22 protein-coding genes and 2 pseudogenes are annotated in these 26179 nt (G+C 70.7%); 17 read left to right on the top strand and 7 right to left on the bottom strand.

The window, feature by feature from the left end; translation table 11 throughout:
- Nucleotides 1–8: 8 nt before the first annotated feature.
- From OHA19_RS11060 to OHA19_RS11020, 9 genes are all read left to right on the top strand, one after another.
- Nucleotides 9–683, top strand: a complete 675-nt coding sequence (locus tag OHA19_RS11060) for a two-component system response regulator (protein WP_405716937.1) — start codon at nt 9–11, stop codon at nt 681–683.
- A 252-nt stretch (nt 684–935) separates the two neighbouring features.
- The gene (locus tag OHA19_RS11055) at nt 936–3713 is read left to right on the top strand and encodes a DNA translocase FtsK (protein ID WP_405716938.1); all 2778 of its coding nucleotides are present in this window, start codon (nt 936–938) and stop codon (nt 3711–3713) included.
- Between the two features lie 204 nt (nt 3714–3917).
- Entirely contained in the window at nt 3918–4718 is an 801-nt protein-coding gene (locus OHA19_RS11050; protein ID WP_405716939.1) for a helix-turn-helix domain-containing protein, read from the top strand.
- A 145-nt stretch (nt 4719–4863) separates the two neighbouring features.
- A complete protein-coding gene (rimO, locus tag OHA19_RS11045; protein WP_405716940.1) occupies nt 4864–6333 on the top strand; it encodes a 30S ribosomal protein S12 methylthiotransferase RimO in 1470 nt (489 codons plus the stop codon).
- Complete coding sequence (gene pgsA / locus OHA19_RS11040; protein ID WP_405716941.1) at nt 6330–7046, top strand: CDP-diacylglycerol--glycerol-3-phosphate 3-phosphatidyltransferase; 717 nt, start codon at nt 6330–6332, stop codon at nt 7044–7046. Before rimO ends, pgsA begins: the two co-directional genes overlap by 4 nt.
- Nucleotides 7043–7552, top strand: coding sequence for a CinA family protein (locus tag OHA19_RS11035; RefSeq protein WP_405716942.1), 510 nt, complete (start codon nt 7043–7045; stop codon nt 7550–7552). Before pgsA ends, OHA19_RS11035 begins: the two co-directional genes overlap by 4 nt.
- Before the next feature lie 109 nt (nt 7553–7661).
- Nucleotides 7662–8045 carry a helix-turn-helix domain-containing protein gene (locus OHA19_RS11030; protein ID WP_018105285.1) on the top strand — a complete coding sequence of 128 codons (384 nt, stop codon included), beginning with the start codon at nt 7662–7664 and terminating at the stop codon, nt 8043–8045.
- A 204-nt stretch (nt 8046–8249) separates the two neighbouring features.
- The gene (locus tag OHA19_RS11025; protein WP_405716943.1) at nt 8250–8453 is read left to right on the top strand and encodes a CsbD family protein; all 204 of its coding nucleotides are present in this window, start codon (nt 8250–8252) and stop codon (nt 8451–8453) included.
- Between the two features lie 441 nt (nt 8454–8894).
- Complete coding sequence (locus OHA19_RS11020; protein ID WP_405716944.1) at nt 8895–9269, top strand: hypothetical protein; 375 nt, start codon at nt 8895–8897, stop codon at nt 9267–9269.
- On the opposite strand, the gene OHA19_RS11015 is transcribed toward OHA19_RS11020, so the two are convergent.
- Genes OHA19_RS11015 through OHA19_RS11005 form a run of 3 tightly spaced genes read right to left on the bottom strand, consistent with a single transcriptional unit; the run spans nt 9217 to nt 15552 of the window.
- Nucleotides 9217–9981, bottom strand: a complete 765-nt coding sequence (locus tag OHA19_RS11015) for an SDR family NAD(P)-dependent oxidoreductase (protein WP_405716945.1) — start codon at nt 9979–9981, stop codon at nt 9217–9219. The genes OHA19_RS11020 and OHA19_RS11015 overlap by 53 nt on opposite strands.
- Before the next feature lie 50 nt (nt 9982–10031).
- Nucleotides 10032–10832, bottom strand: a complete 801-nt coding sequence (locus tag OHA19_RS11010; protein WP_405750083.1) for a DNA-formamidopyrimidine glycosylase family protein — start codon at nt 10830–10832, stop codon at nt 10032–10034.
- A 40-nt stretch (nt 10833–10872) separates the two neighbouring features.
- Nucleotides 10873–15552 carry a DEAD/DEAH box helicase gene (locus OHA19_RS11005; protein WP_405750081.1) on the bottom strand — a complete coding sequence of 1560 codons (4680 nt, stop codon included), beginning with the start codon at nt 15550–15552 and terminating at the stop codon, nt 10873–10875.
- Nucleotides 15553–15701: 149 nt separating this feature from the next.
- Here OHA19_RS11005 and OHA19_RS11000 point away from each other — a divergent pair, with 149 nt between their 5' ends.
- The 3 genes from OHA19_RS11000 to OHA19_RS10990 are packed head-to-tail and all read left to right on the top strand — an operon-like array spanning nt 15702 to nt 17699.
- Nucleotides 15702–16571 carry an AraC family transcriptional regulator gene (locus OHA19_RS11000; protein ID WP_405750078.1) on the top strand — a complete coding sequence of 290 codons (870 nt, stop codon included), beginning with the start codon at nt 15702–15704 and terminating at the stop codon, nt 16569–16571.
- A gap of 10 nt (nt 16572–16581) precedes the next feature.
- Nucleotides 16582–17397, top strand: coding sequence for an AzlC family ABC transporter permease (locus OHA19_RS10995; protein WP_405750076.1), 816 nt, complete (start codon nt 16582–16584; stop codon nt 17395–17397).
- Nucleotides 17394–17699 carry an AzlD domain-containing protein gene (locus tag OHA19_RS10990; RefSeq protein ID WP_385821604.1) on the top strand — a complete coding sequence of 102 codons (306 nt, stop codon included), beginning with the start codon at nt 17394–17396 and terminating at the stop codon, nt 17697–17699. The genes OHA19_RS10995 and OHA19_RS10990 overlap by 4 nt, the downstream gene beginning before the upstream one ends.
- A gap of 115 nt (nt 17700–17814) precedes the next feature.
- On the opposite strand, the gene OHA19_RS10985 is transcribed toward OHA19_RS10990, so the two are convergent.
- Nucleotides 17815–18729 (bottom strand): hypothetical protein, encoded by a 915-nt coding sequence (locus tag OHA19_RS10985; RefSeq protein ID WP_405716950.1) that lies wholly within the window; start codon nt 18727–18729, stop codon nt 17815–17817.
- A 79-nt stretch (nt 18730–18808) separates the two neighbouring features.
- Between OHA19_RS10985 and OHA19_RS10980 the strand changes: the two genes are divergently transcribed.
- Together OHA19_RS10980 and OHA19_RS10975 are read left to right on the top strand one after the other, a co-directional pair.
- A complete protein-coding gene (locus tag OHA19_RS10980; protein WP_405716951.1) occupies nt 18809–19003 on the top strand; it encodes a DUF3046 domain-containing protein in 195 nt (64 codons plus the stop codon).
- Nucleotides 19004–19183: 180 nt separating this feature from the next.
- Entirely contained in the window at nt 19184–20374 is a 1191-nt protein-coding gene (locus tag OHA19_RS10975; RefSeq protein WP_405721926.1) for an AI-2E family transporter, read from the top strand.
- Nucleotides 20375–20464: 90 nt separating this feature from the next.
- Here OHA19_RS10975 and OHA19_RS10970 read toward each other — a convergent pair.
- A pseudogene (locus OHA19_RS10970) lies at nt 20465–21043 on the bottom strand (short-chain dehydrogenase); the annotation flags it as partial.
- A 666-nt stretch (nt 21044–21709) separates the two neighbouring features.
- Here OHA19_RS10970 and OHA19_RS10965 point away from each other — a divergent pair.
- Nucleotides 21710–22465 carry a hypothetical protein gene (locus OHA19_RS10965; protein ID WP_405716952.1) on the top strand — a complete coding sequence of 252 codons (756 nt, stop codon included), beginning with the start codon at nt 21710–21712 and terminating at the stop codon, nt 22463–22465.
- 250 nt (nt 22466–22715) lie between these two features.
- Here the strand turns inward: OHA19_RS10965 and OHA19_RS10960 are convergent.
- Nucleotides 22716–23033 (bottom strand): annotated as a pseudogene (locus OHA19_RS10960) (SDR family NAD(P)-dependent oxidoreductase); the annotation flags it as partial.
- Between the two features lie 290 nt (nt 23034–23323).
- Here OHA19_RS10960 and recA point away from each other — a divergent pair.
- The gene (gene recA, locus OHA19_RS10955; protein WP_405716953.1) at nt 23324–24451 is read left to right on the top strand and encodes a recombinase RecA; all 1128 of its coding nucleotides are present in this window, start codon (nt 23324–23326) and stop codon (nt 24449–24451) included.
- A gap of 3 nt (nt 24452–24454) precedes the next feature.
- Nucleotides 24455–25180 (top strand): recombination regulator RecX, encoded by a 726-nt coding sequence (gene recX / locus OHA19_RS10950; RefSeq protein ID WP_405716954.1) that lies wholly within the window; start codon nt 24455–24457, stop codon nt 25178–25180.
- A 33-nt stretch (nt 25181–25213) separates the two neighbouring features.
- Here recX and OHA19_RS10945 read toward each other — a convergent pair whose 3' ends face one another.
- Nucleotides 25214–25861 carry a hypothetical protein gene (locus OHA19_RS10945; RefSeq protein ID WP_405716955.1) on the bottom strand — a complete coding sequence of 216 codons (648 nt, stop codon included), beginning with the start codon at nt 25859–25861 and terminating at the stop codon, nt 25214–25216.
- Between the last annotated feature and the right edge of the window lie 318 nt (nt 25862–26179).

The raw sequence follows: 26179 nt of genomic DNA, 5'->3' as shown, positions 1-26179 counted from the left end.
GACGGGCCATGGTACAGAAGGCCAAGATCCTCCTGGTCGATGACCGGCCGGAGAATCTGCTGGCGCTGGAGGCCATCCTCTCTGCGCTCGATCAGACACTGGTCCGGGCATCGTCAGGGGAGGAAGCGCTCAAAGCGCTGCTCACGGACGACTTCGCGGTCATTCTGCTGGACGTCCAGATGCCGGGCATGGACGGTTTCGAAACCGCCGCGCACATCAAGCGGCGGGAACGGACCCGGGACATCCCGATCATCTTTCTCACCGCGATCAACCACGGTCCGCATCACACCTTCCGGGGTTACGCGGCCGGCGCGGTGGACTACATCTCGAAGCCCTTCGACCCGTGGGTGCTCCGCGCCAAGGTCTCGGTCTTCGTCGAGCTGTACATGAAGAACTGCAAGCTGCGCGAACAGGCGGCGCTGCTGCGGCTCCAGCTGGAGGGCGACGGGGGCGGCTCGGACCACGAGCGGGAGCCCGCCGGGTTGCTGGCCGAGCTCTCGGCGCGGCTCGCGGCCGTCGAGGAGCAGGCCGAGGCGCTCTCCAAACAGCTCGACGACGAGTCGGCGGACGCCGCGGCGGTGGCCACCGCCGCCCATCTGGAGCGCAAGCTGACCGGGCTGCGTCGGGCGCTGGACGCCCTGGAGCCCGGCACCGGAAGCGGCACGGCCGCCCTTCCCTCGTAACGCCGCATCCGCCGTGTCCCCGCACCGGGGAGTGACGGGTTCGAGGCGGTCCGGCTACGTGACTTCGGGCCGGGGGAGGGCGGTTGTCCGGGGCTGAGGCCCAACTGGCCCTTACGATCCGTCGGTCGACGGCCGGAATCGGGGCATCCGGCGGTGAGGTCGCGTCAGTTTGCGGCCCCTGTACAGCGACACGGTCGGGTGAAGCGGCAGTCGCACGTGTTCACAGCCGCCGACAACGGTAACCTCGGCACCATGGCCTCACGTACGTCCGGCAAGGGTTCCCAGGGCACGGCGGGCACCGCGAAGCGCGTCGGCCGTACCGCGGGGCCGGCCAGGAAAGCCGCGCCGAAAGCCGCGCCCGCGAAGAAGACCGCCGCGAAGAAGACCGCGCCCGCCAAGAAGGCACCGGCCAAGAAGGCAGCGGCGAAGAAGGCGGCCCAGCCCAAGCCCGCCCCGTCGCCCACCAGTGGCGTGTACCGCCTGGCGCGCGCCGTCTGGCTCGGTACGGCCCACGCCGTCGGAGCGACGTTCCGCGGCATAGGGCGTGGAGCCAAGGGACTCGACCCCGCACACCGCAAGGACGGCGTCGCGCTGCTGCTGCTCGGCCTCGCGCTGGTCGTCGCCGCAGGCACCTGGTCGAATCTGCGAGGTCCCGTCGGCGACCTCGTGGAGATGCTCGTCACCGGAGCCTTCGGCCGGCTCGATCTGCTCGTACCGATACTGCTCGGCACCATCGCCGTACGGCTGATCCGCTACCCGGAGAAGCCCGAGGCCAACGGCCGCATCGTGATCGGGCTCTCCGCCCTCGTCATCGGCGTGCTCGGACAGGTCCACATCGCCTGCGGATCGCCCGGCCGGGAGGACGGCACCACGGCGATGCAGAACGCGGGCGGGCTCATCGGCTGGGCCGCCTCCAAGCCGCTGATCTACACGATGGGCGAGGTCCTCGCCGTACCGCTGCTGTTGCTGCTCACCGTCTTCGGGCTGCTGGTCGTCACCGCGACCCCGGTGAACGCTATTCCGCAACGGCTCCGGCTGCTCGGCACCAAGCTGGGCCTCCTCCACCCGGAGTACGACCCCGAGGCGGACGAGGAGAACGACGACGAGCGCTACGAGGAGCAGTGGCGCGAGCAGCTTCCCGCCCGCTCCCGCCGCTCCCCGGCCCACCGCTCCGAAGCCCCCGCCGAGTACGGCCCCGAGCAGGCCGAGGCCGAAGCGCTCTCCAAGCGCCGCCGGCCGCGCAGGCCCTCCGTGCAGCCCGCGATGAACCGCACCATGGACGCGGTGGACGTGGCGGCAGCCGCGGCCGCGGCCCTCGACGGGGCAGTGCTCAACGGTATGCCGCCCTCGCCGATCGTCGCCGACCTCACCCAGGGCGTCTCCGTCGAGCGCGAACGCCAGGGCACGCCGGTGCCTGGCGCCAGGGAGGGCGGACCCTCCTCCGGAGGAGGGAAGCAGGCGCCCACGGGCGGCGTCCCCGATCTCACCAAGCCCGTCCCCGACTCGCAGTCCCAGCCGCTGCCGGCCCGCGCGGAACAGCTCCAGCTCTCCGGCGACATCACCTACTCGCTGCCCTCGCTCGACCTGCTGGAGCGCGGCGGCCCCGGCAAGACCCGCAGCGCCGCCAACGACGCGATCGTCGCCGCGCTGACCAACGTCTTCACCGAATTCAAGGTCGACGCCGCCGTCACCGGTTTCACCCGGGGACCGACGGTCACGCGGTACGAGGTGGAGCTCGGCCCGGCGGTGAAGGTCGAGCGGATCACCGCGCTCGCCAAGAACATCGCCTACGCCGTCGCCAGCCCCGACGTCCGGATCATCTCCCCGATCCCGGGCAAGTCGGCGGTCGGCATCGAGATCCCCAACACCGACCGGGAGATGGTCAACCTCGGCGACGTGCTGCGCCTCGCGGACGCCGCCGAGGACGACCACCCGATGCTGGTCGCGCTCGGCAAGGACGTCGAGGGCGGCTATGTGATGGCCAACCTGGCGAAGATGCCGCACGTGCTGGTGGCCGGTGCGACCGGTTCCGGCAAGTCGTCGTGCATCAACTGCCTGATCACCTCGGTGATGGTGCGGGCGACCCCGGACGACGTCCGCATGGTGCTGGTCGACCCCAAGCGCGTCGAGCTGACGGCGTACGAGGGCATCCCGCACCTGATCACGCCGATCATCACCAACCCGAAGCGCGCCGCCGAGGCACTCCAGTGGGTCGTGCGGGAGATGGACCTGCGGTACGACGACCTCGCGGCGTTCGGCTACCGCCACATCGACGACTTCAACCAGGCCGTCCGCAACGGCAAGGTCAAGCCGCCCGAGGGCAGTGAGCGCGAGCTCTCGCCCTACCCGTATCTGCTGGTGATCGTCGACGAGCTCGCCGACCTGATGATGGTCGCTCCCCGCGATGTGGAGGATGCCATCGTCCGGATCACCCAGCTGGCCCGCGCCGCCGGTATTCACCTGGTGCTGGCGACCCAGCGGCCCTCGGTCGACGTCGTCACCGGTCTGATCAAGGCGAACGTGCCCTCCCGGCTCGCCTTCGCGACCTCGTCGCTGGCCGACAGCCGGGTCATCCTCGACCAGCCCGGCGCCGAGAAGCTCATCGGAAAGGGTGACGGTCTGTTCCTGCCCATGGGTGCGAACAAGCCGACCCGGATGCAGGGCGCCTTCGTCACCGAGGACGAGGTCGCGGCCATCGTCCAGCACTGCAAGGACCAGATGGCGCCGGTCTTCCGCGAGGACGTGGTGGTCGGCACCGCCAAGAAGAAGGAGATCGACGAGGACATCGGCGACGACCTGGATCTGCTTTGCCAGGCCGCCGAGCTGGTCGTCTCCACTCAGTTCGGGTCCACCTCGATGCTTCAGCGCAAGCTGCGTGTCGGCTTCGCGAAGGCAGGCCGGCTGATGGACCTGATGGAGTCGAGGAACATCGTCGGCCCCAGCGAGGGATCCAAGGCGCGCGACGTCATGGTGAAACCCGACGAGCTGGACGGAGTGTTGGCTCTGATCCGCGGGGAAACCGGTTCGTAAGGGTGTTACGGGCAACCGTTTCGTCGGGTCGTACGTCAACTTGGGGAGAGGGGCGGCAGAATTGTCCCTCCCGGGGCGGTCCGGCGAATCGGACAGTGTTCGAGTCCGATGGAGGACAAAGGCCTTCCTCCCGGTTGCCCCACCCTTTCGTACCCCCCCTAGACTGAACACCCAGCAGGTGGCTCACGCTCGAAAGGCGCCCCCGTGTCCATCGGCAACTCCCCCGAAGACGACCGGCCTTCGATCGGTCGAGTGCTCCAGCAGGCTCGTATCGCCGCAGGTCTCACGGTCGAAGAGATCAGCTCGTCCACCCGGGTGCGCATCCCCATCGTGCACGCGATCGAAGAGGACGACTTCTCCCGCTGCGGCGGCGACGTGTACGCACGCGGCCATATCCGTACGCTCGCGCGTGCCGTCGAACTCGATCCGGAACCGCTGGTTTCGCAGTACGACGCGGAACACGGCGGCCGTCCCGCACCCACCCCCGCGGCGCCGCTGTTCGAGGCCGAGAGAATCCGTTCCGAACCCCGCCGGCCCAACTGGACGGCGGCCATGGTCGCGGCGATCGTCGCCGTCGTCGGTTTCGTCGGCTTCACGTTCCTCAAGGGCAGCGACGACGGTTCCGCGGCCACCCAGGTCGCGGAAGGGCCCGCACCCCACAAGACGAGCTCCGCGCCGAAGACCGGCAAGCCCGTCGACCCCAAGCCGGCACCTTCCGACAGCGCCATCGCCGCGGCGCCCAGGGACAAGGTGACGGTCCGGCTCAACGCCAACCAGGGCAAGAGCTGGATCTCCGCCAAGGACCACAACGGGCGGCTGCTCTTCGACGGTCTGCTGCTGCAGGGCCAGACCAAGACCTTCCAGGACCAGGAGCGGGTCGACCTCGTCCTCGGTGACGCGGGTTCGATCGAGCTCTTCGTCAACGGCAAGAAGGTCGAGGACAAGTTCCAGCCCGGCCAGGTCGAGCGGCTCTCGTACACCAAGGGCGACCCGGCGGTCGGCTGACGGGTACGCACCGCCGCCTCGGGCGGCATCCGCGACGCGGCGAGCGCCCGGCAACCAGGCCGGGCGCTCGCCGCATTTGTTACTCGGTGTAACGGTGGAACCCTGCGCGGCAGGGCGAGTGCCGGGACAAAGTAGTCTTGAGCCCATGCCCGAACGCCGTACCGTCGCCCTTGTCACTCTTGGCTGCGCCCGTAACGAGGTGGACTCGGAGGAGCTCGCAGGCCGCTTGGCAGCGGACGGCTGGGAGCTCGTCCAGGACGCCTCCGACGCGGATGTCGCCGTAGTCAACACCTGTGGATTCGTCGAGGCCGCCAAGAAGGACTCCGTCGACGCCCTGCTCGAAGCCAATGATCTGAAGGACCACGGCAGAACCCAGGCCGTGGTCGCCGTCGGCTGCATGGCCGAGCGCTACGGCAAGGACCTCGCCGAGGCCCTGCCCGAGGCGGACGGCGTCCTCGGCTTCGACGACTACGCCGACATCTCCGACCGCCTCCAGACCATCCTCAACGGCGGCATCCACGCCTCGCACACCCCGCGCGACCGCCGCAAGCTGCTGCCGATCAGCCCGGCCGAGCGGCAGGACGCGGCCGTGGCCCTGCCCGGGCACGCACAGGAGGCCGCGCCGGCCCCCGAGGACCTCCCCGACGGCGTCGCCCCGGTCTCCGGGCCGCGGGCGCCCCTGCGCCGGCGCCTGGGCACCAGCCCCGTCGCCTCGGTGAAGCTCGCCTCCGGCTGCGACCGCCGCTGCTCCTTCTGCGCCATTCCGTCCTTCCGCGGCTCCTTCATCTCGCGGCGCCCCTCGGACGTGCTGCAGGAGACCCGCTGGCTGGCCGAGCAGGGTGTCAAGGAGGTCATGCTGGTCTCCGAGAACAACACCTCGTACGGCAAGGACCTCGGCGACATCCGGCTGCTGGAGACGCTGTTGCCGGAGCTCGCCGACGTCGAGGGCATCGAGCGGATCCGGGTCAGCTACCTCCAGCCGGCCGAGATGCGGCCCGGCCTCATCGACGTGCTGACCTCGACCCCGAAGGTCGCGCCGTACTTCGACCTGTCCTTCCAGCACTCGGCCCCCGGTGTGCTGCGGGCGATGCGCCGCTTCGGTGACACCGACCGGTTCCTGGAGTTGCTGGACACCATCCGGAACAAGGCGCCGCAGGCCGGTGCCCGCTCCAACTTCATCGTGGGCTTCCCGGGTGAGACCGAGGCCGATCTGGCGGAGCTGGAACGCTTCCTCACCGGCGCCCGGCTCGACGCCATCGGCGTCTTCGGCTACTCCGACGAGGAGGGTACCGAGGCCGTCGGCTACGAGAACAAGCTGGACGCCGACGTCATCTCCGAGCGGCTCGCGCACATCTCACAGCTGGCCGAGGAGCTGACCTCGCAGCGTGCCGAGGAGCGCCTGGGCGAGTCGCTCCAGGTGCTGGTCGAGTCCGTGGACGACGAGGACGGTGCAGTGGGCCGCGCGGCGCACCAGGCACCCGAAACGGACGGCCAGGTGCTCTTCACCACACGCGACGGCCTCGCACCCGGCCTTATGGTCGAGGCAAAGGTCGTGGGCACCGAAGGAGTGGATCTGGTGGCCGAGTGTTCCGGACTCGTGGAGGCAGCCAGATGACGGGAGCCCCGGCATCCGCGGCAGGCGGCTCCGGCGCGAAGCCGGTCCGCGGCGGCAAGCTGGGCACTGCGGCCGTCAATCAGGCCAGCCTGTGGAACATCGCCAATCTACTCACCATGCTGCGGCTGGTGCTGGTGCCCGGTTTCGTGCTGCTGCTGCTGCACAACGGCGGGTACGACCCGGTCTGGCGGTCGTTCGCCTGGGCGGCCTTCGCCATCGCCATGATCACCGACCTCTTCGACGGGCATCTGGCACGCACCTACAACCTGGTCACTGACTTCGGGAAGATCGCCGACCCGATCGCGGACAAGGCGATCATGGGGGCGGCGCTGGTCTGTCTCTCGTACCTCGGCGATCTGCCCTGGTGGGTCACGGGTGTGATTCTCTTCCGCGAGCTCGGCATCACGCTGATGCGCTTCTGGGTGATACGGCATGCGGTGATTCCGGCCAGTCGCGGCGGGAAGATGAAGACCCTGGCGCAGGGGACGGCCGTCGGGATGTACGTCCTGGCGCTCACCGGTCCACTCGCCACCCTGCGCTTCTGGGTGATGGCGGTCGCCGTCGTGCTGACGGTCCTCACCGGGCTCGACTATGTGCGCCAGGCGGTGGTCCTGCGACGCAAGGGGCTCGCGGCCGAACGGGCCGCCGCAGCGGCGGCGGGGCCGGTCCAGGGGGCCACGGGAAGCCGTGATTCGGCGGAGGCCGAGCGGTGACTGCCGCGGCCAGGGTGCTGGAGCTGCTCGTGGAGCGTGGCGAGACCCTTGCCGTCGCGGAGTCGCTGACCGGCGGTCTGGTCGCGGCGGAGCTGACTTCCGTGCCGGGCGCCTCGCGCTCTTTCCGGGGCTCCGTGACGGCGTATGCGACGCCTCTGAAGCGGGATGTCCTGGGGGTGGACGGGGTCCTGCTGGCGGAGCGCGGTGCGGTCGACCCGGAGGTGGCGCGGCAGATGGCAGCCGGTGTGCGCCGCGTTCTCGGGGCGGACTGGGGCATGGCCACCACGGGGGTCGCCGGCCCCGATCCGCAGGACGGCAAGGCCGTGGGGACCGTCTATGTCGCGGTGGCCGGGCCCGGAGGCGTGCAGAATATGGCCGAGCTGAGGTTGAACGGCGTACGGGCGGACATCCGTAAAGAGAGCGTACGGAGCGTGCTCGAGTTGCTCTCTGCCGAACTCGGCAAGAACGCAAGGGCACAGGATACGGAACAGAACGGGGGGAATTGATGTTTGCAGCCCTGAGTGAACACGACATCGCTCCCCGCACGGCCGCGGCGCGAGGCGGTACGGTGGGGCGTGAAGGATGCGGCTACGCGGTCCGAGGAGGGAGCCACCGATGATTCTGCTCCGTCGCCTGCTTGGTGACGTGCTGCGTCGGCAGCGCCAGCGCCAAGGCCGTACTCTGCGCGAAGTCTCCTCGTCCGCCCGAGTCTCGCTCGGCTATCTCTCCGAGGTGGAGCGGGGGCAGAAGGAGGCATCCTCCGAACTGCTCTCCGCCATTTGCGACGCGCTTGACGTACGGATGTCCGAGCTCATGCGTGAAGTGAGCGATGAGCTGTCGCTGGCCGAACTGGCCGAGTCGGCAGCAGCCAGCGATCCGGTGCCTGTGCCGGTGCGGCCAATGCTCAACTCCGTCTCCGTGACGTCGGTGGCAGGTGTGCCGACGGGACGGGTGACCATCAAGGCGCCCGCGGAAGCGGTGGATGTCGTCGCCGCCTGACCCGCGTGGTCCGGTGTGAAGCGGTGTGTTCGGTGGAGCCCCGGTCGTCCCCTTGAGGAGGGCGGCCGGGGCTTCCGCGTGCTCGGGTGTGGGCTCGGGACGGGTGCCCCGGACTCTTCTCGAATGACCGATTTGTTGCGTTTGTGTCATCGTGGGTGATGCCGAACGGGCAGAGAGAACATCCCCTTACCCGAAGGAGCCGCAATGGTTGACGAAGGTGCCAAGGACAAGATGAAGGGCAAGGCGAAGGAAGCCATGGGCAAGATGACCGGCGACCGTCGCAAGGAGGCCGAGGGCAAGATGGACCAGGCCAAGGGCCAGGCCAAGAGCCGGGCCAAGGGCGCCATGAGCGACGCCGAGGAGCGCGCGGAGGGCATGAAGGACTCTCTGCGCCGCGACGAGCACTGACCGCGTCAGCCGGGCCCCCACTCGCAATGGTGGGGGCTCGGTGCTGCCGAGGCGCGCCTCGTTCTGGATGCGGTCCGGGCATTGCCGGGCGAGACTGCGGAGAGCGGAGCGTCGGCCTGCGGGATCGCAGAAGGATGCGACGGCGTCGCGGTGTGGCCGTTGGTGCGGCGTGATCGCGTCGCCGTGGCGGGGGCGCGGTGCGGTGTGGCCGTGGCGCGGTGGGATCGCGGTGTGCGGGGTCGTGGTGTCGCGAGGGTGTGCGCTCCGGTTCTGTGCCGGAGGGCGTCCGGCCGTGGCGGGCCCGGTCCCGCGCGGCACACCCTGGAGTTCCGGGCAAGAGCGTGGAACGGTCTGCGGCTGCGCGCAGCGCGCCGGTGGTGCGCCGATGCGCTCTCCCGCCGGGTGAGTGCGCCGCACTAGGTTCGGCCGGAGGAGGCAGCCATGGTACGGCGATGGGTGCCGGCGCTCGTTCTCGGCGGGGTGTGGTGGTGGGCCGTGCTGCGGCTCGTGCTGGAACCGGCCCATGCGGGACTTGTCGAGGGTGCGGTGGCGGCGGGTGGATGGGGTCTGAGTCTGCTGCCCGTGCATGTGGCCGCGACCGCCGGATCGGCGGGTGCGGGCCGAAGGGGCATGGGGGCGGACGGTACGGGAGCGGACGGCGGGGGTGCGAAAGCGGGTGCTGCCCGGTGGGCGGCCCTCGGGGCGCGGTGGGCGGGCTGTTGGTTCGCTGCCGGGGTGCGGGGTGCGGAGCGGGCTCGACGGGTCACCAGGGCATGGCTACGCCGCCGTTCGGGCGGAGGATCTGGCCGGTCATGAACGCCGACGCGTCGGAAGCGAGATGCAGCACGGTGTGGGCGACGTCCTCGGGTTCGCCCACCCGTCCCAGCGGGGACATCCGGGCCATCGTCGTCTCCACCCGTTGCTGCCGGTCCGCGTCGTGGCGGGCGGTCATGGGCGTACGGATCCAGCCCGGGGCGACGGCGTTGACGCGGATCGCGTGCGGCCCCAGTTCCGTCGCCAGCGTCTTCGTGAGCTGGACGACCGCCGCCTTGGCCGCGCTGTAACAGAGCAGCCCCGGGCCCGCGGAGTCGACCGCTCCCGAGGCCATGGTGATCAGCGAGCCGGGGGCACCGCGCGCGATCATGCCGCGGGCCACCTCCTGGCAGGCGTACAGCACGCCCTTGAAATTGACCGCCAGGACGCGGTCGAGGTCCGCGTCCGAGGTCTCCAGGACGCTGCTCGTATGCATGATTCCGGCGACGGCCGCCAGGATGTCCAGGTCGCCCGCGGCGGCCACGGCGGCCCCGACCCGACTGCGGTCGGTGACATCGAGGACCTGGATGTGGGATGTGCCACCCGCTTCGGTGATCAGGTCCCGGGTTTCCAGCAGGCCCTTCTCGTCGAGATCCGCGCAGTGCACCGTGGTGCCCGCGGCCGCGAGCAGGACGGCGCAGGATCGGCCGATGCCGCCTGCCGCGCCGGTGATGAACGCGGAGCGGCCCGTGAGGTCGTACGCGGTGAGAGGCATGAGCGGACGCTACGACTGAATCTGACGGATCGTCAACTGTTGGGCTGTTCTCAGCCGGTGGGGCCGGACTGGCAGTGCGGACACCAGAAGGCGGGGCGGCTGTCCTGGTCCGCGCTGCGGATGGGAGTGCCGCAGCGCAGGCAGGGGCGGCCGGCCCTGCCGTAGACCCAGAGCCGTTCTCTCGGGCCGGGGCCGCGCGGGGCCACGCCGGTGGTCGTGCGCATGGGGCGGTTGCGGTTGGCTTCGAGCAGCTGCTTGGCCGTCGTGATCAGGCGGGCGGTGGTGGGGGCGGCCAGTTCGCCGATCGCGAGCCAGGGGGTGGCGCGGGCCAGGAAGCAGAGCTCGGCCTTGTAGATGTTGCCGATTCCGGCCAGATTGCGCTGGTCCAGCAGAGCTTCGCCGAGCGGGCGGTCGGGGTCGGCGAGCAGATTGCGCAGAGCGATGTCGGGGTCCCAGTCGGGGCCCAGCAGATCGGGGCCGAGGTGGCCGACCGCCTTGTTCTCGTCCCGGGTGCGGAGCAGTTCGAGGACGGGGAGCCGGTAGCCGACGGCGGTGTGCTCCGTGTTGGCGAGGACGGCGCGGATCTGGTGGGCGGGGCCACCGCGCCAGCGCTCGCCCGGGGCGTAGACGCGCCAGGCTCCGTCCATCCGGAGATGGCTGTGCAGGGTGAGGCCGCCCTCGACGCGGGTGAGGAGATGCTTGCCGCGCGAGATGACGTCCAGGACCGTCCGGCCGGTGAGGTCGGTGGTGGCGAATCGGGGGACGCGCAGGTCGGAGCGGGTGAGGATCCGGCCTGCGAGTGCGGTGTGCAGACGCTCGGCGGTCTGCAGGACGGTGTCTCCTTCGGGCATGCCTCCATGATGCGGGGTGGGGAGCGCCGCGATGGCGGGTTCAGGCGCGCAGGCGCAGCCCCCTCGGGGTCGCGAGGAAGCCGGCCGCTTCCAGTGTCCGGCCGAGCGGGGAGGTCAGGGACGGTGCGCCATTGGTGCGCTCCACCGTGACCGTGCCCAGCGCGCCCGCGCGGGCGGCCGCCGCCAGCGCTCCGGACGCCGCGAGGAGAGCCGGGTCGTCCGGGTCGGTGGGCCAGGCCAGCAGTGTCTTGCCGCCACGCTCCATGTACATCGCGAGCTCTCCGTCGACCAGCACGACCAGGGCGCCCGCCTTGCGGCCGGGCTTGTGACCGGCGCCGTCCGGCGGCTCGGGCCAGGGCAGAGCCGCGCCGTACGCGTTGGCCGGGTCCGCTGCGGCGAGGACCAGGGCGTGGGGTGCGGCACCCGGCTCCGTACGGTCGCGGGCGGTGGACGTGGCGCGCAGCCGGTCCACCGCGCCGTCCATCGCGAACTGCGCCGCCCCCAGGCCCTCGACGACATAGCCGCGCCGGGCCTGCCCGTTGTCCTCGAAGGCGGACAGCACACGGTACGTCGCGGAGAAGCCGCCTTCGACGCCCTCGGCCTGGACCGCGCCCCGGGTCACCACCCCGTGGCGGTCCAGCAGCGTGCGGGCCAGGGCGTGAGCACGGTGTGTGGGGTCGGATTCGGTGGCGGGCAGCAGGGACCACCGGCCCGAGACGGTGGGCGGGCCGGTGCGGGACGCGGGCCGGGCGGCGGAGGTGAGCGAGCCGTAACGCCCGCGCGGGACACTGCGTCTGGCGCGGTGGGCGGTCGAACCCGCCGTGCGGCCGGAGCCGAGCAACGAGCGCAGCGGGGCGAGCGTGTCATTGGTGAGCCGGCCCGACCAGGCCAGCTCCCAGATGGCGTCGGCAAGTTGCGGATCGGTGCAGTCCGGATGGGTGGTGGCGCGGACCTGATCGGCGATCTGCCGGAAGAACAGTCCGTATCCGCCGTTCAGCGCGGTCAGGACGGATTCGTGCAACGCGCTGAGCTCCAGCGGGTGCGGGGGCGGAAGGAGCAGGGGTGCGCTGTCGGCGAGGTAGAGGGACAGCCAGCCATCCTTGCCAGGGAGGGCGCCCGCACCGGCCCAGACGACCTCGCCGGTGGTGGTCAGCTCGTCGAGCATCGCGGGGTTGTAGCCCGTGACCCGGCCCGGCAGGATCAGCTTCTCCAACGCCGATGCCGGGACGGGCGCGCCCTGCAACTGCTCGATGGCACGGGCCAGTCCGTCGATTCCGCGCAGGCTGTTGCTGCCCAGGTGCTGCCACTGCGGCAGGAAGGCGGCCAGGGCGGCGGGCGAAACCGGTTCCAGCTCGTGGCGGAGCGCGGCGAGCGAACGGCGGCGCAACCGGCGCAACACGGTGGCGTCGCACCACTCCTGGCCGATGCCGGCGGGATGGAACTCGCCCTGGACGATCCGGCCGGACGCGGAGAGCCGTTGCAGAGCCCCGTCGGTGACGGCGGTGCCGAGTCCGAAGCGGGTGGCGGCCCCGGTGGAGGTGAACGGACCGTGCGTACGGGCGTACCGGCCGAGGAGATCGCCGAGCGGGTCCTTCACCGGCTCGGTGAACGCCTCGGGGACGCCGACCGGGAGGGCGGTTCCCAGCGCGTCCCGGAGGCGGCCCGCGTCTTCGATCGCGGCCCAGTGGCCGGCTCCGCCGATCCGGACCCGGATGGCCCGGCGGGCCGAGGACAGCTCCGGAGCCCATGACGGGTCGGCGCCGCGCTCCGCCAACTCCTCGTCGGTGAGCGGACCGAGGACCCGCAGGAGGTCGGCGACGCCTTCGACGTCCTTGATCCGGCGGTCCTCGGTCAGCCACTGGAGCTCCTGCTCCAGCTCGGACAGGACATCCGCGTCGAGCAGCTCGCGCAGCTCCGCCTGGCCGAGGAGCTCGGCCAGCAGATGGGAATCGAGGGAGAGGGCGGCGGCCCGCCGCTCGGCGAGGGGCGAGTCTCCCTCGTACAGGAACTGGGCGACGTAGCCGAACAGGAGCGAGCGCGCGAAGGGCGAGGGCTCAGGGGTGGTCACCTCGACCAGCCGGACCCGGCGGGCTTCGATGTCGCCCATGAGTTCCGCGAGCCCGGGGACGTCGAAGACGTCCTGGAGGCATTCGCGGACCGCTTCCAGGACGATGGGGAAGGAGCCGAACTCCGATGCGACCTGGAGCAGTTGTGCGGCGCGCTGGCGCTGCTGCCACAGCGGGGTGCGTTTGCCGGGGCTGCGGCGCGGCAGCAGCAGGGCGCGGGCCGCGCACTCGCGGAACCGGGACGCGAACAGCGCCGAGCCGCCGACCTGGTCGGTGACGATCCCGCCGATCTCGCCCTGCTCGAACGTCACGTCCGCCGCGCCGACGGGCGGTTGTTCGCTGTCGTACGAGAGAGCCGGCAGCGGTGCCGGGTCCTGGACCGGACCGTGCGCCGGGTCCTGCGCCAGATCCTGTGCGGGGTCGAAGTCCAGGAGGTCCAGGCCCATCAGGTCGGCATCCGGCAGCCGGAGCACGATGCCGTCGTCGGCATGCATCACCTGCGCGTCCATGCCGTACCGCTCGGCGAGGCGGGCACTCAGCGCCAGCGCCCACGGCGCGTGCACCTGCGCGCCGAACGGGGAATGGACCACGACCCGCCAGTCACCCAGCTCGTCACGGAACCGCTCGACGAGGATGGTCCGGTCGTCCGGCACATGGCCGCAGGCGCGGCGCTGTTCGTCGATGTACGACAGGGTGTTGTCGGCGGCCCAGGTGTCGAGGCCGGCGGCGAGCAGTCGCGCGCGGGCGTCCTCCTGCGACAGTCCGCCGATCTCGCGGAGGAACGCACCCAGAGCGCGCCCCAGCTCCAGCGGGCGGCCCAGCTGGTCGCCCTTCCAGAACGGCAGCCGGCCGGGAACGCCGGGGGCGGGCGAGACCAGGACCCGGTCACGGGTGATGTCCTCGATCCGCCAGGACGTGGTGCCGAGCGTGAAGACGTCGCCGACCCGCGACTCGTACACCATCTCCTCGTCGAGCTCACCGACCCGGCCGCCGCCCTTCTTGGGGTCGGCGCCCGCGAGGAAGACCCCGAAGAGCCCCCGGTCGGGGATCGTCCCCCCGGAGGTGACGGCGAGCCGCTGTGCGCCGGGGCGGCCGGTGACCGTGCCGGCCACCCGGTCCCACACCACGCGGGGGCGCAGCTCGGCGAAGGCGTCGGAGGGGTAGCGGCCGGCGAGCATGTCCAGCACGGCGGTGAACGCGGACTCGGGCAGTGAGGCGAAGGGCGCGGCGCGGCGGACCGCCGCCAGCAGGTCGTCCACCTGCCAGCTGTCCAGGGCGACCATGGCGACCAGCTGCTGTGCCAGCACGTCCAGCGGGTTGGAAGGGACCCGGAGCGCCTCGATGGAGCCCTCGCGCATCCGCTCGGTGACCACGGCCGCCTGCACCAGATCGCCCCGGTACTTCGGGAAGACCACTCCGGTGGAGACCGCACCGACCTGATGTCCGGCTCGGCCTACCCGTTGAAGGCCGGAGGCGACCGAGGGCGGCGATTCCACCTGGATCACGAGGTCGACCGCCCCCATGTCGATGCCCAGCTCCAGGCTGGAGGTGGCGACGACGGCCGGCAGCCGGCCCGCCTTGAGGTCCTCCTCGACCTGGGCGCGCTGTTCCTTGGAGACCGAGCCGTGGTGTGCACGGGCGAGTAGCGCCGGGGCGCCCTTCGCCGCACCGGACTCGGCCATGATCTCGGCGGGGGAGTGGGACTCGGCGATCGTCTCGCCGGTGAGCCGCTCGTACGCGATCTCGTTGAGCCGGTTGCACAGCCGCTCGGCGAGGCGACGGGAATTGGCGAAGACGATGGTGGAGCGATGCTGCTGGACCAGGTCGACGATCCGCTCCTCGACGTGGGGCCAGATCGACGGCTTGTCCGCCTGGCCCGCCTGGTCGGGGTCGGTGGCGGGGGAGCCGCCGAGCTCACCCAGATCCTCGACCGGGACGACCACCGACAGGTCGAACCGCTTGGTGGACGGCGGCTGGACGATCTCCACCTTGCCCCGGGGCGAGAGGAACCGGGCCACCTCGTCGACCGGACGGACCGTCGCCGACAGGCCGATCCGCCGTGCGGGACGCGGCAGCAGCTCGTCGAGACGCTCCAGCGACACGGCGAGATGGGCGCCGCGCTTCGTGCCCGCCACTGCGTGCACTTCGTCAAGGATCACCGTCTCGACGCCGGACAGCGCCTCCCGGGCGGACGAGGTCAGCATCAGGAACAGTGATTCGGGTGTGGTGATCAGGATGTCCGGTGGCCGGGTCGCCATCGAGCGGCGCTCGGCGGGCGGGGTGTCGCCGGAGCGGATCCCCACCCGGACCTCGGGTTCGGGCAGCCCCAGGCGCACCGACTCCTGGCGGATGCCGGTCAGTGGTGAGCGGAGGTTGCGCTCCACATCGACCGCGAGCGCCTTGAGGGGCGACACGTACAGCACCCGGCAGCGCTTCTTCGCCTCGGCGGGCGGCGGGACGGACGCCAGGGCGTCCAGCGCGGCGAGGAACGCGGCGAGGGTCTTGCCGGAGCCGGTCGGTGCGACGACCAGCACGTCCGAACCCTCGCCGATCGCGCGCCAGGCGCCCTCCTGGGCGGCGGTGGGCGCACTGAAGGCACCCGCGAACCAGCCGCGGGTCGCGGGTGAGAACGAATCGAGCGCAGAGCCGGCCATGTCCCCCATCGTGCACCCCACCACTGACAACGGCCCCGAAGCCGTGGACGCCACTGCCGGCGACGGCCCCGAAGCCGTGCACCCCGGCCCACCTGCAAGGGCTCCGGCCGCCCTCGGCGGCCCTGCCCCGGAGCTGCGAGAATTCGTGCATGGCAGCGATACCGGAACCGGGATCGGGGGAGTGGGCGAGGTACTGGCAGTACGCGGAGCTGCCCGACCTCGATCTGCTGCGTGCCCGGTACGTGCGCCACACCTTCCCGCGCCACAGCCACGAGGGCTATGTCTTCGGCACCATCAGCCACGGGGTGGAGGACGTCGGGCTGCCGGGCGGCACCGTCCACGCCGGCCCCGGCACCGTGGTCATGATCAACCCGGAGGTTCCGCACACCGCCCGTGCCGGTGTGCCCGAGGGCTGGGTGTACGCCACGCTCTACCCGTCCTCGCAGGTCGTCAAGGACATAGCGGCCGATACGACGAGCCTGCGCGGCACCGTCGGATTCAGCGAGACCAGCATCGTGGACCCGTACGCGGCCCGGCTGATCGGCGAGGTCCACCGGGCGGCCGAGGAGGGCAACGCGCTCGCCGCCGACACGGTGCTGCGAGTCATGGTCACGCGGCTGCTCAGACGGTACGGCAGCGTGCTGCCCGCCCGCGCGCCCCGCTCGGCGGGCGCCCGCGACGCCGCACGGGCCCGCGCGGTGCTGGAGGGACGGATGGCGGCGCCGCCCACCCTGGAGGTGCTGGCGGGGGAGCTGGGAACGAGTCCGTTCGCGCTGCTGAGAGCCTTCAAGAAGCAGTACGGGATGCCGCCGCACGCCTGGCTCACCGATGCCCGGGTGCGGGCGGCGCGGCGGTTGCTCGACGCGGGGACGGCGCCCGCGGAGGCGGCCGCCGAGGTCGGATTCACCGATCAGCCGCATCTCAACCGTCACTTCACCCGGATCGTGGGAGTGCCACCCGGCGCGTACCAGCGCGAACGTGCAAGAACGTACAAGACCGGTCCCGATCTGCCCACGTAGCGTTCCGGTCGTGGCAGAACAGACAACACTCCCAGAGGGCGTCGGCGAATCGGCCGACGCACCCCACGGCGCCGCGACCGGCCCCGGAGCGCGGCCGGAAGCAGCCGTGACCAAGCCGGACGCGGCCGTCGTACGCGATGCGCTCGGCGTCGGTATAGCCGTCGGGCTTTCCGGCTTCGCCTTCGGCGTGACCTCGGCCGGTTCCGGACTGAGCCTGCTGCAGACCTGTGTGCTCAGCCTCGCCGTCTTCACCGGCGCCTCGCAGTTCGCCCTCGTCGGCGCCCTCGCGGCGGGCGGCAACCCGTACACCGCGGCGGCCGGCGCCTTCTTCCTCGGCGTACGCAACTCGTTCTACGGGCTGCGGCTGTCACAGCTGCTGGCGCTCCCCCGGGTACTGCGCCCCTTCGCCGCCCAGTGGGTCATCGACGAGACGACCGCCGTGACACTGCCGCAGCCGACTCGGCGGGCGGCACGGATCGGTTTCACCGTCACCGGACTGACCCTGTATGTGCTGTGGAACCTGACCACGCTGCTGGGAGCTCTGGGCGCCGAGGCGCTCGGCGACACCGACACCTGGGGGCTGGACGCCGCATCGCCCGCGGTCTTCCTCGCCCTGCTCGCGCCGATGCTGAAGAGCACCACGGAACGCGTCACCGCCGCGATCGCGGTACTGCTCGCGCTAGGGCTGCTGCCCGTGCTCCCCGCAGGCGTCCCGGTCCTGCTGTCCGCGCTCGCCGCACCTGCCGTCCTGTTCCTGGGCGGACGCACGAAGGGCGCGAGCCGGGGAACGGCCACCACGGAGAAGAGCACGGAGAAGGACCGATGAACGTCTGGATCGCCATCGCACTGACCGCCGTCGGTTGCTATCTCGCCAAGCTCCTCGGGCTGCTGGTGCCCGCCGGTGTACTGGAGCGCCCGCTCGCCCAGCGCCTTGCCGCGCTCCTGCCCGTGGCGCTCCTGGCCGCCCTCACCGCGCAGCAGACGTTCGGCGACGGGCAGCACCTGGCACTGGACGCCAGAGGAGCCGGCCTTGCAGCAGCGGCGCTCGCGCTGGTCCTGCGCGCCCCCTTCCTCGTGGTCGTGGGCGCCGCCGTGGTCGTCACCGCAGGGGTACGTGCCCTCGGTTAGGCCCCCGCCCCGCATGGACGTGTAAGGGGCTCGGTCCATTGAGCCCAGCCCCTTACACATGCAGCCGTGGACATGACGGTCGGCGAACCCACCACCCCGAACCGGTGACCGGGGCTCAGCCGAGGCCGCGGCCGTGGGCACGCAGGGTAAGGAGCGCCTTGAGCGTCACGATGGGCCGCCCCTCCAGAGCCGTCCCCGGCGCCCACTGCCGCCAGTCGACCGGCCAGCCGCCGTCCGGCTGCTGCCCGGCCGCGAGATGGTCGAGCGAGCGGGAGAGCTCCTCGTCGGTGAACCAGTGGCGGGCGAGCGACTCGGGAGTACGGGCGTAGTCGTACGGAAAGTGCTGCTCACCCGGCGCGTATCCGGCCGCGACCGGGTACTCGGCCCGCCGCTCCGGATCCAGTACGGCGAGACGCTGATCCCGCACCAGCCGCCCGAGCCGGTCGGCCGCCGCCTCTGCCCGAGCCCGGTCCGGAGCGCCGTCCAGGAAGGCGAGCGCCGCCTGGATCTCGTACGGATGCGACCGGTCCAGCGCGTCCACCGCGGCCCAGCAGAAATCGGTGGCCCGGAACAGCCAGGCGTGCCACACCGCATTGCGGTGCAGGAGCCCGACGACCGGGCCGGTGGTCAAAAGCTCCGCGGGCGGATCGTCGACGATCGGGATGAACGGCGCGGCGGGATAGCCACGCTGCGTCGGCAGCAGAGCGGGCAGCGCGCCCTCCTTGGTCGACACCTGGGTGAGGAAGCGGCAGATCCGCTCCACCCGCAGTCCTTCGCAGCGCCCGATGGAGTCCAGCACGTTGAGTGCGTGCGCGGTGTGCAGTGGCTGACTGACGGGGCCGCGCAGATCGGGTTCGAGCGCGTGCCCGTAGCCACCGTCCTCGTTCAGATAGGCGGCGAGTGCGGTTTCCACGGCGTCCGCACTTCCTTCCAGGAAGTGATGAGCGAACCGCCGCTGTTCCAGGACACGGGCCGTGAGCCAAATGAACTGCTCAGCACGGTTGAGGGGACTTGTTCCGGTTCCAGCCATGGACCGACCGTAGGGCGGTAAGCGCTCTCGGCAAGACGTAGCGGCCCGGCTGCACTCTCAGGAGCGGGATACTGAGGTCATGCGGTTGACGATTTTCTGGGAACGGATGGCGGACCACTTCGGAGCCGGGTACGCCGACTCCTTTGCACGTGATCATGTGATGGCCGAACTCGGCGGGCAGACGGTGCACCAGGCGCTGGCAGCGGGCTGGGAGACCAAGGACGTCTGGCGCGGTGTCTGTATCGCGGTCGGCATCCCGGTGGACAAGCGCTGACCCGAGTTTCGTGGCCGGACCTGTGCTGTTGTCCGGGGTGGCCGGTTGCTCGTCGCGGTCGTAGGCGAGACTGGAGCCGTGGCACCGACAGACGAGACAGCACAGACCCAGCCGCCTTCCGCACCGCCCGTCCCGCCGGCCGCGCCACCCACCGCGTCCGCCGCCGGCGGACCGGTACGCATGCCCGCGTGGCTGCCGCGCGCCATGGTGCTCGCCCTGGCGCTCTACGCCTGCTACCGGCTCGGCAGCTGGGCGTTCGACCAGCTCATCGGGCTGCTGATCAATGTGCTGATTGCGTTCTTCCTGGCGCTCGCCATCGAGCCTGCGGTGAGCCGGATGTCGGCGCGCGGCATGCGCCGCGGCCTCGCCACCTTCCTGGTCTTCCTGGTGGTGCTGATCGCCGGGGTGGGCTTCGTCGTGCTGCTCGGCTCGATGCTCGCGGGCCAGATCGTCGACATGGTCGAGGAGTTCCCGAAGTATCTGGACTCGGTGATCAACTGGGTCAACCAGAGCTTCCACACCGACCTCTCCAGGGTCGAGGTCCAGGACAGCCTGCTCCACTCCGACTGGCTGCAGAAGTACGTCCAGAACAGCGCGACCGGAGTGCTCGACATCTCCACCACCGTGCTCGGCGGGCTGTTCCGTCTTCTGACGATCTTCCTGTTCTCGTTCTACTTCGCGGCCGACGGCCCCAGGCTGCGGCGCGCCCTGTGCTCCGTGCTGCCGCCCGCCCGGCAGGCGGAGGTCCTGCGCGCCTGGGAGATCGCGGTCGACAAGACCGGCGGCTACCTCTACTCACGCGGTCTGATGGCCCTCATCTCCGGGATCGCGCACTACATCCTGCTGGTGATCCTCGGCGTTCCGTACGCGCCCGCGCTCGCCGTCTGGGTCGGGCTGGTCTCCCAGTTCATCCCCACGATCGGTACGTATCTGGCGGGCGCGCTGCCGATGCTGATCGCGTTCACCGTCGACCCCTGGTACGCGGTGTGGGTGCTCGGCTTCGTCGTGGTCTACCAGCAGTTCGAGAACTACGCGCTGCAGCCCAAGCTCACCTCCAAGACCGTAGACATCCATCCGGCGGTCGCCTTCGGATCGGTCATCGCGGGCACGGCCCTGATGGGGGCCGTGGGCGCGCTGATCGCGATCCCGGCCGTCGCCACGCTCCAGGCGTTCCTCGGCGCATACGTGAAGCGGTACGACGTGACGGACGACCCGCGTATGCACGGCCGGGGCCGACGACGCGGCGAGCCGGTGCTCACGCGGCTGCGCCGTTCCTGGCGGGCCCCCGAGAGCGATGACGACCAGGGGAGCGACGGGAGCGAAGGCGGACGGAGTGCTGCCGGGGAGCCGGAGGGCCCCGCGCACGCCTGACCCCGTCGACGGGAGACGCCGGAGGAGCGAGCGCGCCTGATTCTCCGGGCTCCGGTTCTCTTCCGGTCCTCAGCGACAGCCGGTCGCACCTCAGCGACAGCCGGTCACATCGGCGGGTCGGCCCGGGTCCTGGACTTCGGTGACGTACCTCCAGGCATCGGGCCGGCTGCCGTCGAGATCGGTGAAGCCGTAGACCATCGCCGGCTGACCGCTCGACAGCGACCTGCCGTTCCAGCGTGACACCCGGGGGTCCAGCGCGAGCGCGGCCACCGCCCGGCCGACGAACGCCGGGCTCCCGGAGATGGCGAAGTGAGGCGAGTGCGCGATCGCGTCGTGCCAGTTGGCTTCGGTGATGTGGTGGGCCTCCAGCATGGCCTCGGACCGCAGCCAGCCGGGTGTGAGGGACACCGCGGTCGCACCGTGGGGCGCCAGCTCGTGCGCCAGCGCGAACGCCATCCGGTTCACCGACGCCTCGGCCAGGTCGTAGAAGAAGGAGACCCGGTAGTGGGTGGCGTTGTACTCGTCGGTCCCGTCCGTCACCTCGACGACCAGTCCTCCCGGTGTCCCGATCAGGAGCGGGAGCGCGTAATGGCTGGTGATCGCGTGGGTGTCGACCGCCAGGCGCAGCGTGTGCAGCCCCTTGTCGAGGGAGGACTCCCAGGATTTCCGGCGATCTCGCCGACGGTACAGCGGGACTGCGATGAGGTGGCCTCGTGGAGTTTTCGGAAGACCGTGCTGTGCGCGAAGACGGGCCGGTGTGGTCGCATACCTGCGCCCTCGAATCGGTGTCCCGGGCGGGCCAGGTGGTACGCGAGGATGGGGGAACGCCGTGGGAGTCCGGCGGGCAGCGAAGGGCGTCAGCGAGTTCCTGATGGAGACGGTTGGGGAAGCCGTCGCCGAGGTGATCCTCAGCCTGCTCGCTTGCGCCCTGCTCGCCAGCCTGGCTCTGATCGCCTATCTGAGCTGGTCCTTCAGCCCGCGCTTGACTGTGGCGGGCGCCGCACTGCTCAGCTCTTCCTCGCCCACGGCGCCTGGGGATCTTCCGCGACCCCACGAAGGGTCGCCGCCGTAGGGGCCTCGCCGTCGTGACCGCGGCCGGCTTCACCCTGACCGCCGCGACGGGCGTGTTCCTGTTGTTCTATGCCACCGGATGCGGCTGCCTGCGAAAGCCGTTCCTGGCAACGGAGGTCGCAGCTGGGAACGTTTGTCGTCAGTTTCCAGGAACGGTTCGTGATCACGGCTGCACGCGATGTCGGCGAGAAGCAGGAACGCCTGCCAAGGCCAGGGCGACCAGGCGGTGCGGGGTCTGTCAGAGGCGGCTGGCAGTCTGGGCTCGTGTTGATCGACGGATTCGAGAACGACCCGCTGGCTGCCGGGGAGGGACTGCTGTCCCTGCCGGGCTTCTGGCCCGCCTACCTGCTATGGCTGTGCCAGACCGAGGACAACGAACCGGAGCCGGCATGGTTCGGCGCCGACGAGGCCGACACGGACGCGGCGTACGAGGCCCTGACCGACGAAGATCGATGGCCGGTTTTCCGGATCCCGTTCGGCGGCGGCCATACCGCGGTCATTGTGGGCCGCAACCTCGCCGACGACGCGGGGACGGAGTACTTCATCTCCCACCCGGAGTGGGAACGGCACGGGTACCTGGCGACCGTCGACGGACACCAGGCAGGCCCTGGACTGTCTTGGCGCGAACTTACGCACATCGCCCGCACGCCCGATCCACGCGCTCCCGGCGTCCATGCACCGCATGCCCGCCTGCTGCTCCTGCTGCCCGCACTCGGCGATGCCGATCTCCCCGACGAGGCGACCACGCTGATCGGCGACGCACTCATCCAGGTGGGCGCCGATGCTGACGAGGCCCCCGGGCTGGCCCAGGCCCTTCTCCAGGACCACCCTTTGTGGGAGTCGGCTGGATGGGCGCTGCCCACCGCCTCCCCGCTCTCCGGAAGCCAGGACCATTTCCCCGGCATCCTGCACTGCGACGAGCCCAGCAGCCCGCGGTGCGGAACCCGCCTCGCGCAAGGCATCACCCGCGATCAGAGTGACCGGCTGGCACAAGCACTCGGTACCTGGCCCACCACATGACTCCTCGGACCGCGGACGCACAGATGTGACGCTTCTGGCTCTCGGTGACAAAGCCACCGTTCCCTACCGCATCACCGCTGGCCACACCGTCTGACCTGCGAAGGTGCCTGTTTCAGCGCGTTGGACACAGGGGTGAAGCTGCGTCCTCCATCGTGCGGGCATAGGTGTGCGGGCTCCTGACCCGTACGAATGCCGGTGCTCAGGACGGTCAACTATCGCGCTCAGTGGCCAACTAGAACGCTCAGTCACACCACACCGGCTTGTACCACTCGGTCTCCGCTCCCCAGATGCCGTTCACGAGAACGTGCAGACAGCCCTGCTCCCTCCGGATACGGGCCACGAGCCCGTCGGCCTCCTCGGGCACCAGATGGTCGGCCCGGACCGGGATCCCGCGGCCGCCCGCCTCGTCCACAAGAGCCGCGGTCTCCTCCACGGTCTCGGGGCGGTTCATCTCCGAGCGCTCTGACCCGCTCGTCCGTCCCGTGACGTAGACGGTCGCTCCGGTCGCACCGAGCTGGACGGCGATGCCGCGGCCCGCCCCACGCGCCGCCCCGGCGACCAGCGCCACTTTTTCTGCCGGTTTCGTCACCATGTGGCCGGAATTTAGCATGGGGTTGATCGCCTGTTCTTGACTCCTTGGGCGCGGAATGCTAGGCGCCACTCTGGGTGCGGATCGGTCCGGCGTGGTGCGCTTGACACCAAAATCGAACATCCATTCTCATGGGATTCCGGCCGGGTTTTCCCGGGCCCGACCGTGGAGTTGTCCACAGGCCGGGAGGACGTCGAGGCCCATTGTCAGTGGCAGGGGTTAGCGTCTTTGACGTGAAGCGATCGACTCAAGCAAATCGGGTGGAACCCATGGCAGGAAACGACCGCGAGAAGGCGCTGGACGCCGCACTCGCACAGATTGAACGGCAATTCGGCAAGGGCGCGGTGATGCGCCTCGGCGAGCGGCCGAACGAGCCCATCGAAGTGATTCCCACCGGGTCGACCGCCCTCGACGTGGCTCTCGGTGTCGGCGGCCTGCCGCGCGGCCGAGTGGTGGAGGTGTACGGACCGGAATCCTCCGGTAAGACGACGCTGACGCTCCACGCGGTGGCGAACGCGCAGAAGCTCGGCGGTTCTGTCGCCTTCATCGACGCGGAGCACGCTCTCGACCCCGAGTACGCGAAGAAGCTCGGCGTCGACATCGACAGCCTCATCCTGTCCCAGCCGGACAACGGCGAGCAGGCCCTCGAGATCGTGGACATGCTGGTCCGCTCCGGTGCCCTCGACCTGATCGTCATCGACTCCGTCGCGGCGCTCGTGCCGCGTGCGGAGATCGAGGGCGAGATGGGTGACTCGCACGTGGGTCTCCAGGCCCGCCTGATGAGCCAGGCACTCCGCAAGATCACCAGTGCGCTCAACCAGTCCAAGACCACTGCGATCTTCATCAACCAGCTCCGCGAGAAGATCGGTGTGATGTTCGGCTCGCCGGAGACCACCACCGGTGGCCGGGCGCTCAAGTTCTACGCCTCGGTGCGCCTCGACATCCGCCGGATCGAGACGCTGAAGGACGGCACCGACGCCGTCGGCAACCGCACCCGCGTCAAGGTCGTCAAGAACAAGGTCGCGCCGCCCTTCAAGCAGGCCGAGTTCGACATCCTCTACGGCCAGGGCATCAGCCGCGAGGGCGGTCTGATCGACATGGGCGTGGAGCACGGCTTCGTCCGCAAGGCCGGCGCCTGGTACACGTACGAGGGCGACCAGCTGGGCCAGGGCAAGGAGAACGCCCGCAACTTCCTCAAGGACAACCCCGATCTCGCCAACGAGATCGAGAAGAAGATCCTGGAGAAGCTGGGCATCGGTGTCAGGCCCGACGACAGCGCCGCCGAGTCCGGTGCGGACGCGGCAGCCGGTGCCGCGGCTCCGGCCGACAGCGCGAAGTCGGTGCCCGCTCCGGCCGGCAAGTCCAAGCCGGCCAAGACCGCGGCGGCCAAGAGCTAGACCGTGACGCGTCGTACGGAGTGGCCGGTCAGCGCCACTGACCAGCACGCCGGACCCGGCCACGAGAGCACCGCCGGGTACATGGCCGGGTCCGAGGGCGCGCACGAGCCGGAGGCCGGTCGCGGCACGGGCTCGGGCGCCGGATTCGGCGAGGGGGCGGGCCGCCGTGACCGCTCCCGCACCAGGAGCAGCGGTTCCCCTTCCTCGTCGAGGGCCGAGAAAGGGGAACCGCGAGACCCGGTGGAGCAGGCGCGCAACATCTGCCTGCGACTGCTCACCGGGACCCCGCGCACCCGGAAGCAGCTCGCGGACGCCCTGCGCAAGCGGGAGATCCCGGACGAGGCGGCCGAAGAAGTGCTGTCGCGCTTCGAGGATGTCGGGCTGATCGACGATGCGGCGTTCGCGGACGCCTGGGTGGAGTCCCGGCACCATGGCCGGGGCCTGGCCCGCCGGGCTCTAGTCCGTGAGCTGCGTACCAAGGGGGTGGACTCCGCGGTCATCGACGAGGCCGTCGGGCAGCTCGACCCGGAGCAGGAGGAGGCGACCGCTCGGGAGCTGGTTGCGCGAAAGCTGCGCTCCACCAGTGGCCTGGAGCGCGACAAACGCCTGCGCCGCCTTTCGGGCATGCTCGCCCGCAAGGGGTACGGGGAGGGCATGGCCCTGCGCGTGGTGCGGCAGGCGCTCGAAGAAGAGGGTGAGGACACGGAAGGCTTGGACGAGCCCTTCTGACCGTCCGCGTACCGGGCGGGGCGGCCGCGGCGATCACTGCCCGGCACGGGCGGCGCGGGTGATGGTGGCGTCGATCAGGGCGAGCGCATCCGAGGCGGTGCGGCCGGGGCAGCGGTTCCAGGGGCCGATCAGTCCGGTCCAGCCCCGGGAGCGGAGCTCGGCGACGAGCCAGGCGCCGGCCCGGTCCACGGTGTCGAGGGAGCCGTAGCCCAGGCGATGTGCGGTGAGGAGGGCGCCGCAGATGCACCGTGCGCCGCGTGCGTTGCGGAGCCGGTACGGGGTGTTCTGCCAGCCCCATTCGGTCAGGATCTGCCTCGCGTAGGCGAGATGCGTGGAGGGCCGTACCTCGGGCTGGCCGATGCGTCGCCAGGAGTGGAGCCGGTCCGGGAGGACCGCGCCCAGCCGCCCGGGAAGCGGGCGCTCGCGCGGCGCGGCCGGAGGCAGGGCACGGACGGAGTCGGCGATGAGCTGGTCGACCGGCACGGACAACAGGCTGCGCCAGTCGGTGGGGTGGCTGTCCGACAGCAGCTGTTCCGTGGCGGCGGGGGAGGAGAGCTGTACGGGGGCGGGGGCTGTGGTGTCCCAGCCGGTGATGATCTGCTGCCATGCCTCGGTGTCATGGAGACGAGCGGCCTGGGCGTCCAGTTGATCGGGGGTGAGGGTGAGGGTGGGGGTCGGCATGGGTGCGAGGTCTCCGTCACGTCGGTCCTTGGCGTTGAGGCGAATGTCGGTCGGGTAGGGGAATTGCTCCACCGGAGCGTGGCGTTCGGGTGTGTCGGGGCGGATTCGGGGGAACTGCGGGCGGCGTGGAGGAGCGGCCCTGGACGAGGCGCGGCAAGATCCGGTGCGCAGGTGTCTGTGTGCGGAGCGCTGTGTGGGATTCGGCCAGCGAGGCTGTGGAGGGCAGAGCGCCTGCGTAAGGCTGGGCGTCTTGCGTAGGGCCGGACGCCTGCAGTAGGGCTGGGCGTTTGGTCCGTTCGGTCCGGAGACGCCGAGGCT

This window comes from Streptomyces sp. NBC_00012, from assembly GCF_045040875.1.
Taxonomy (GTDB): domain Bacteria; phylum Actinomycetota; class Actinomycetes; order Streptomycetales; family Streptomycetaceae; genus Streptomyces.
Note: the sequence above shows the minus strand (reverse complement) of the source record. Positions and strands in the feature narration are given on the sequence as shown.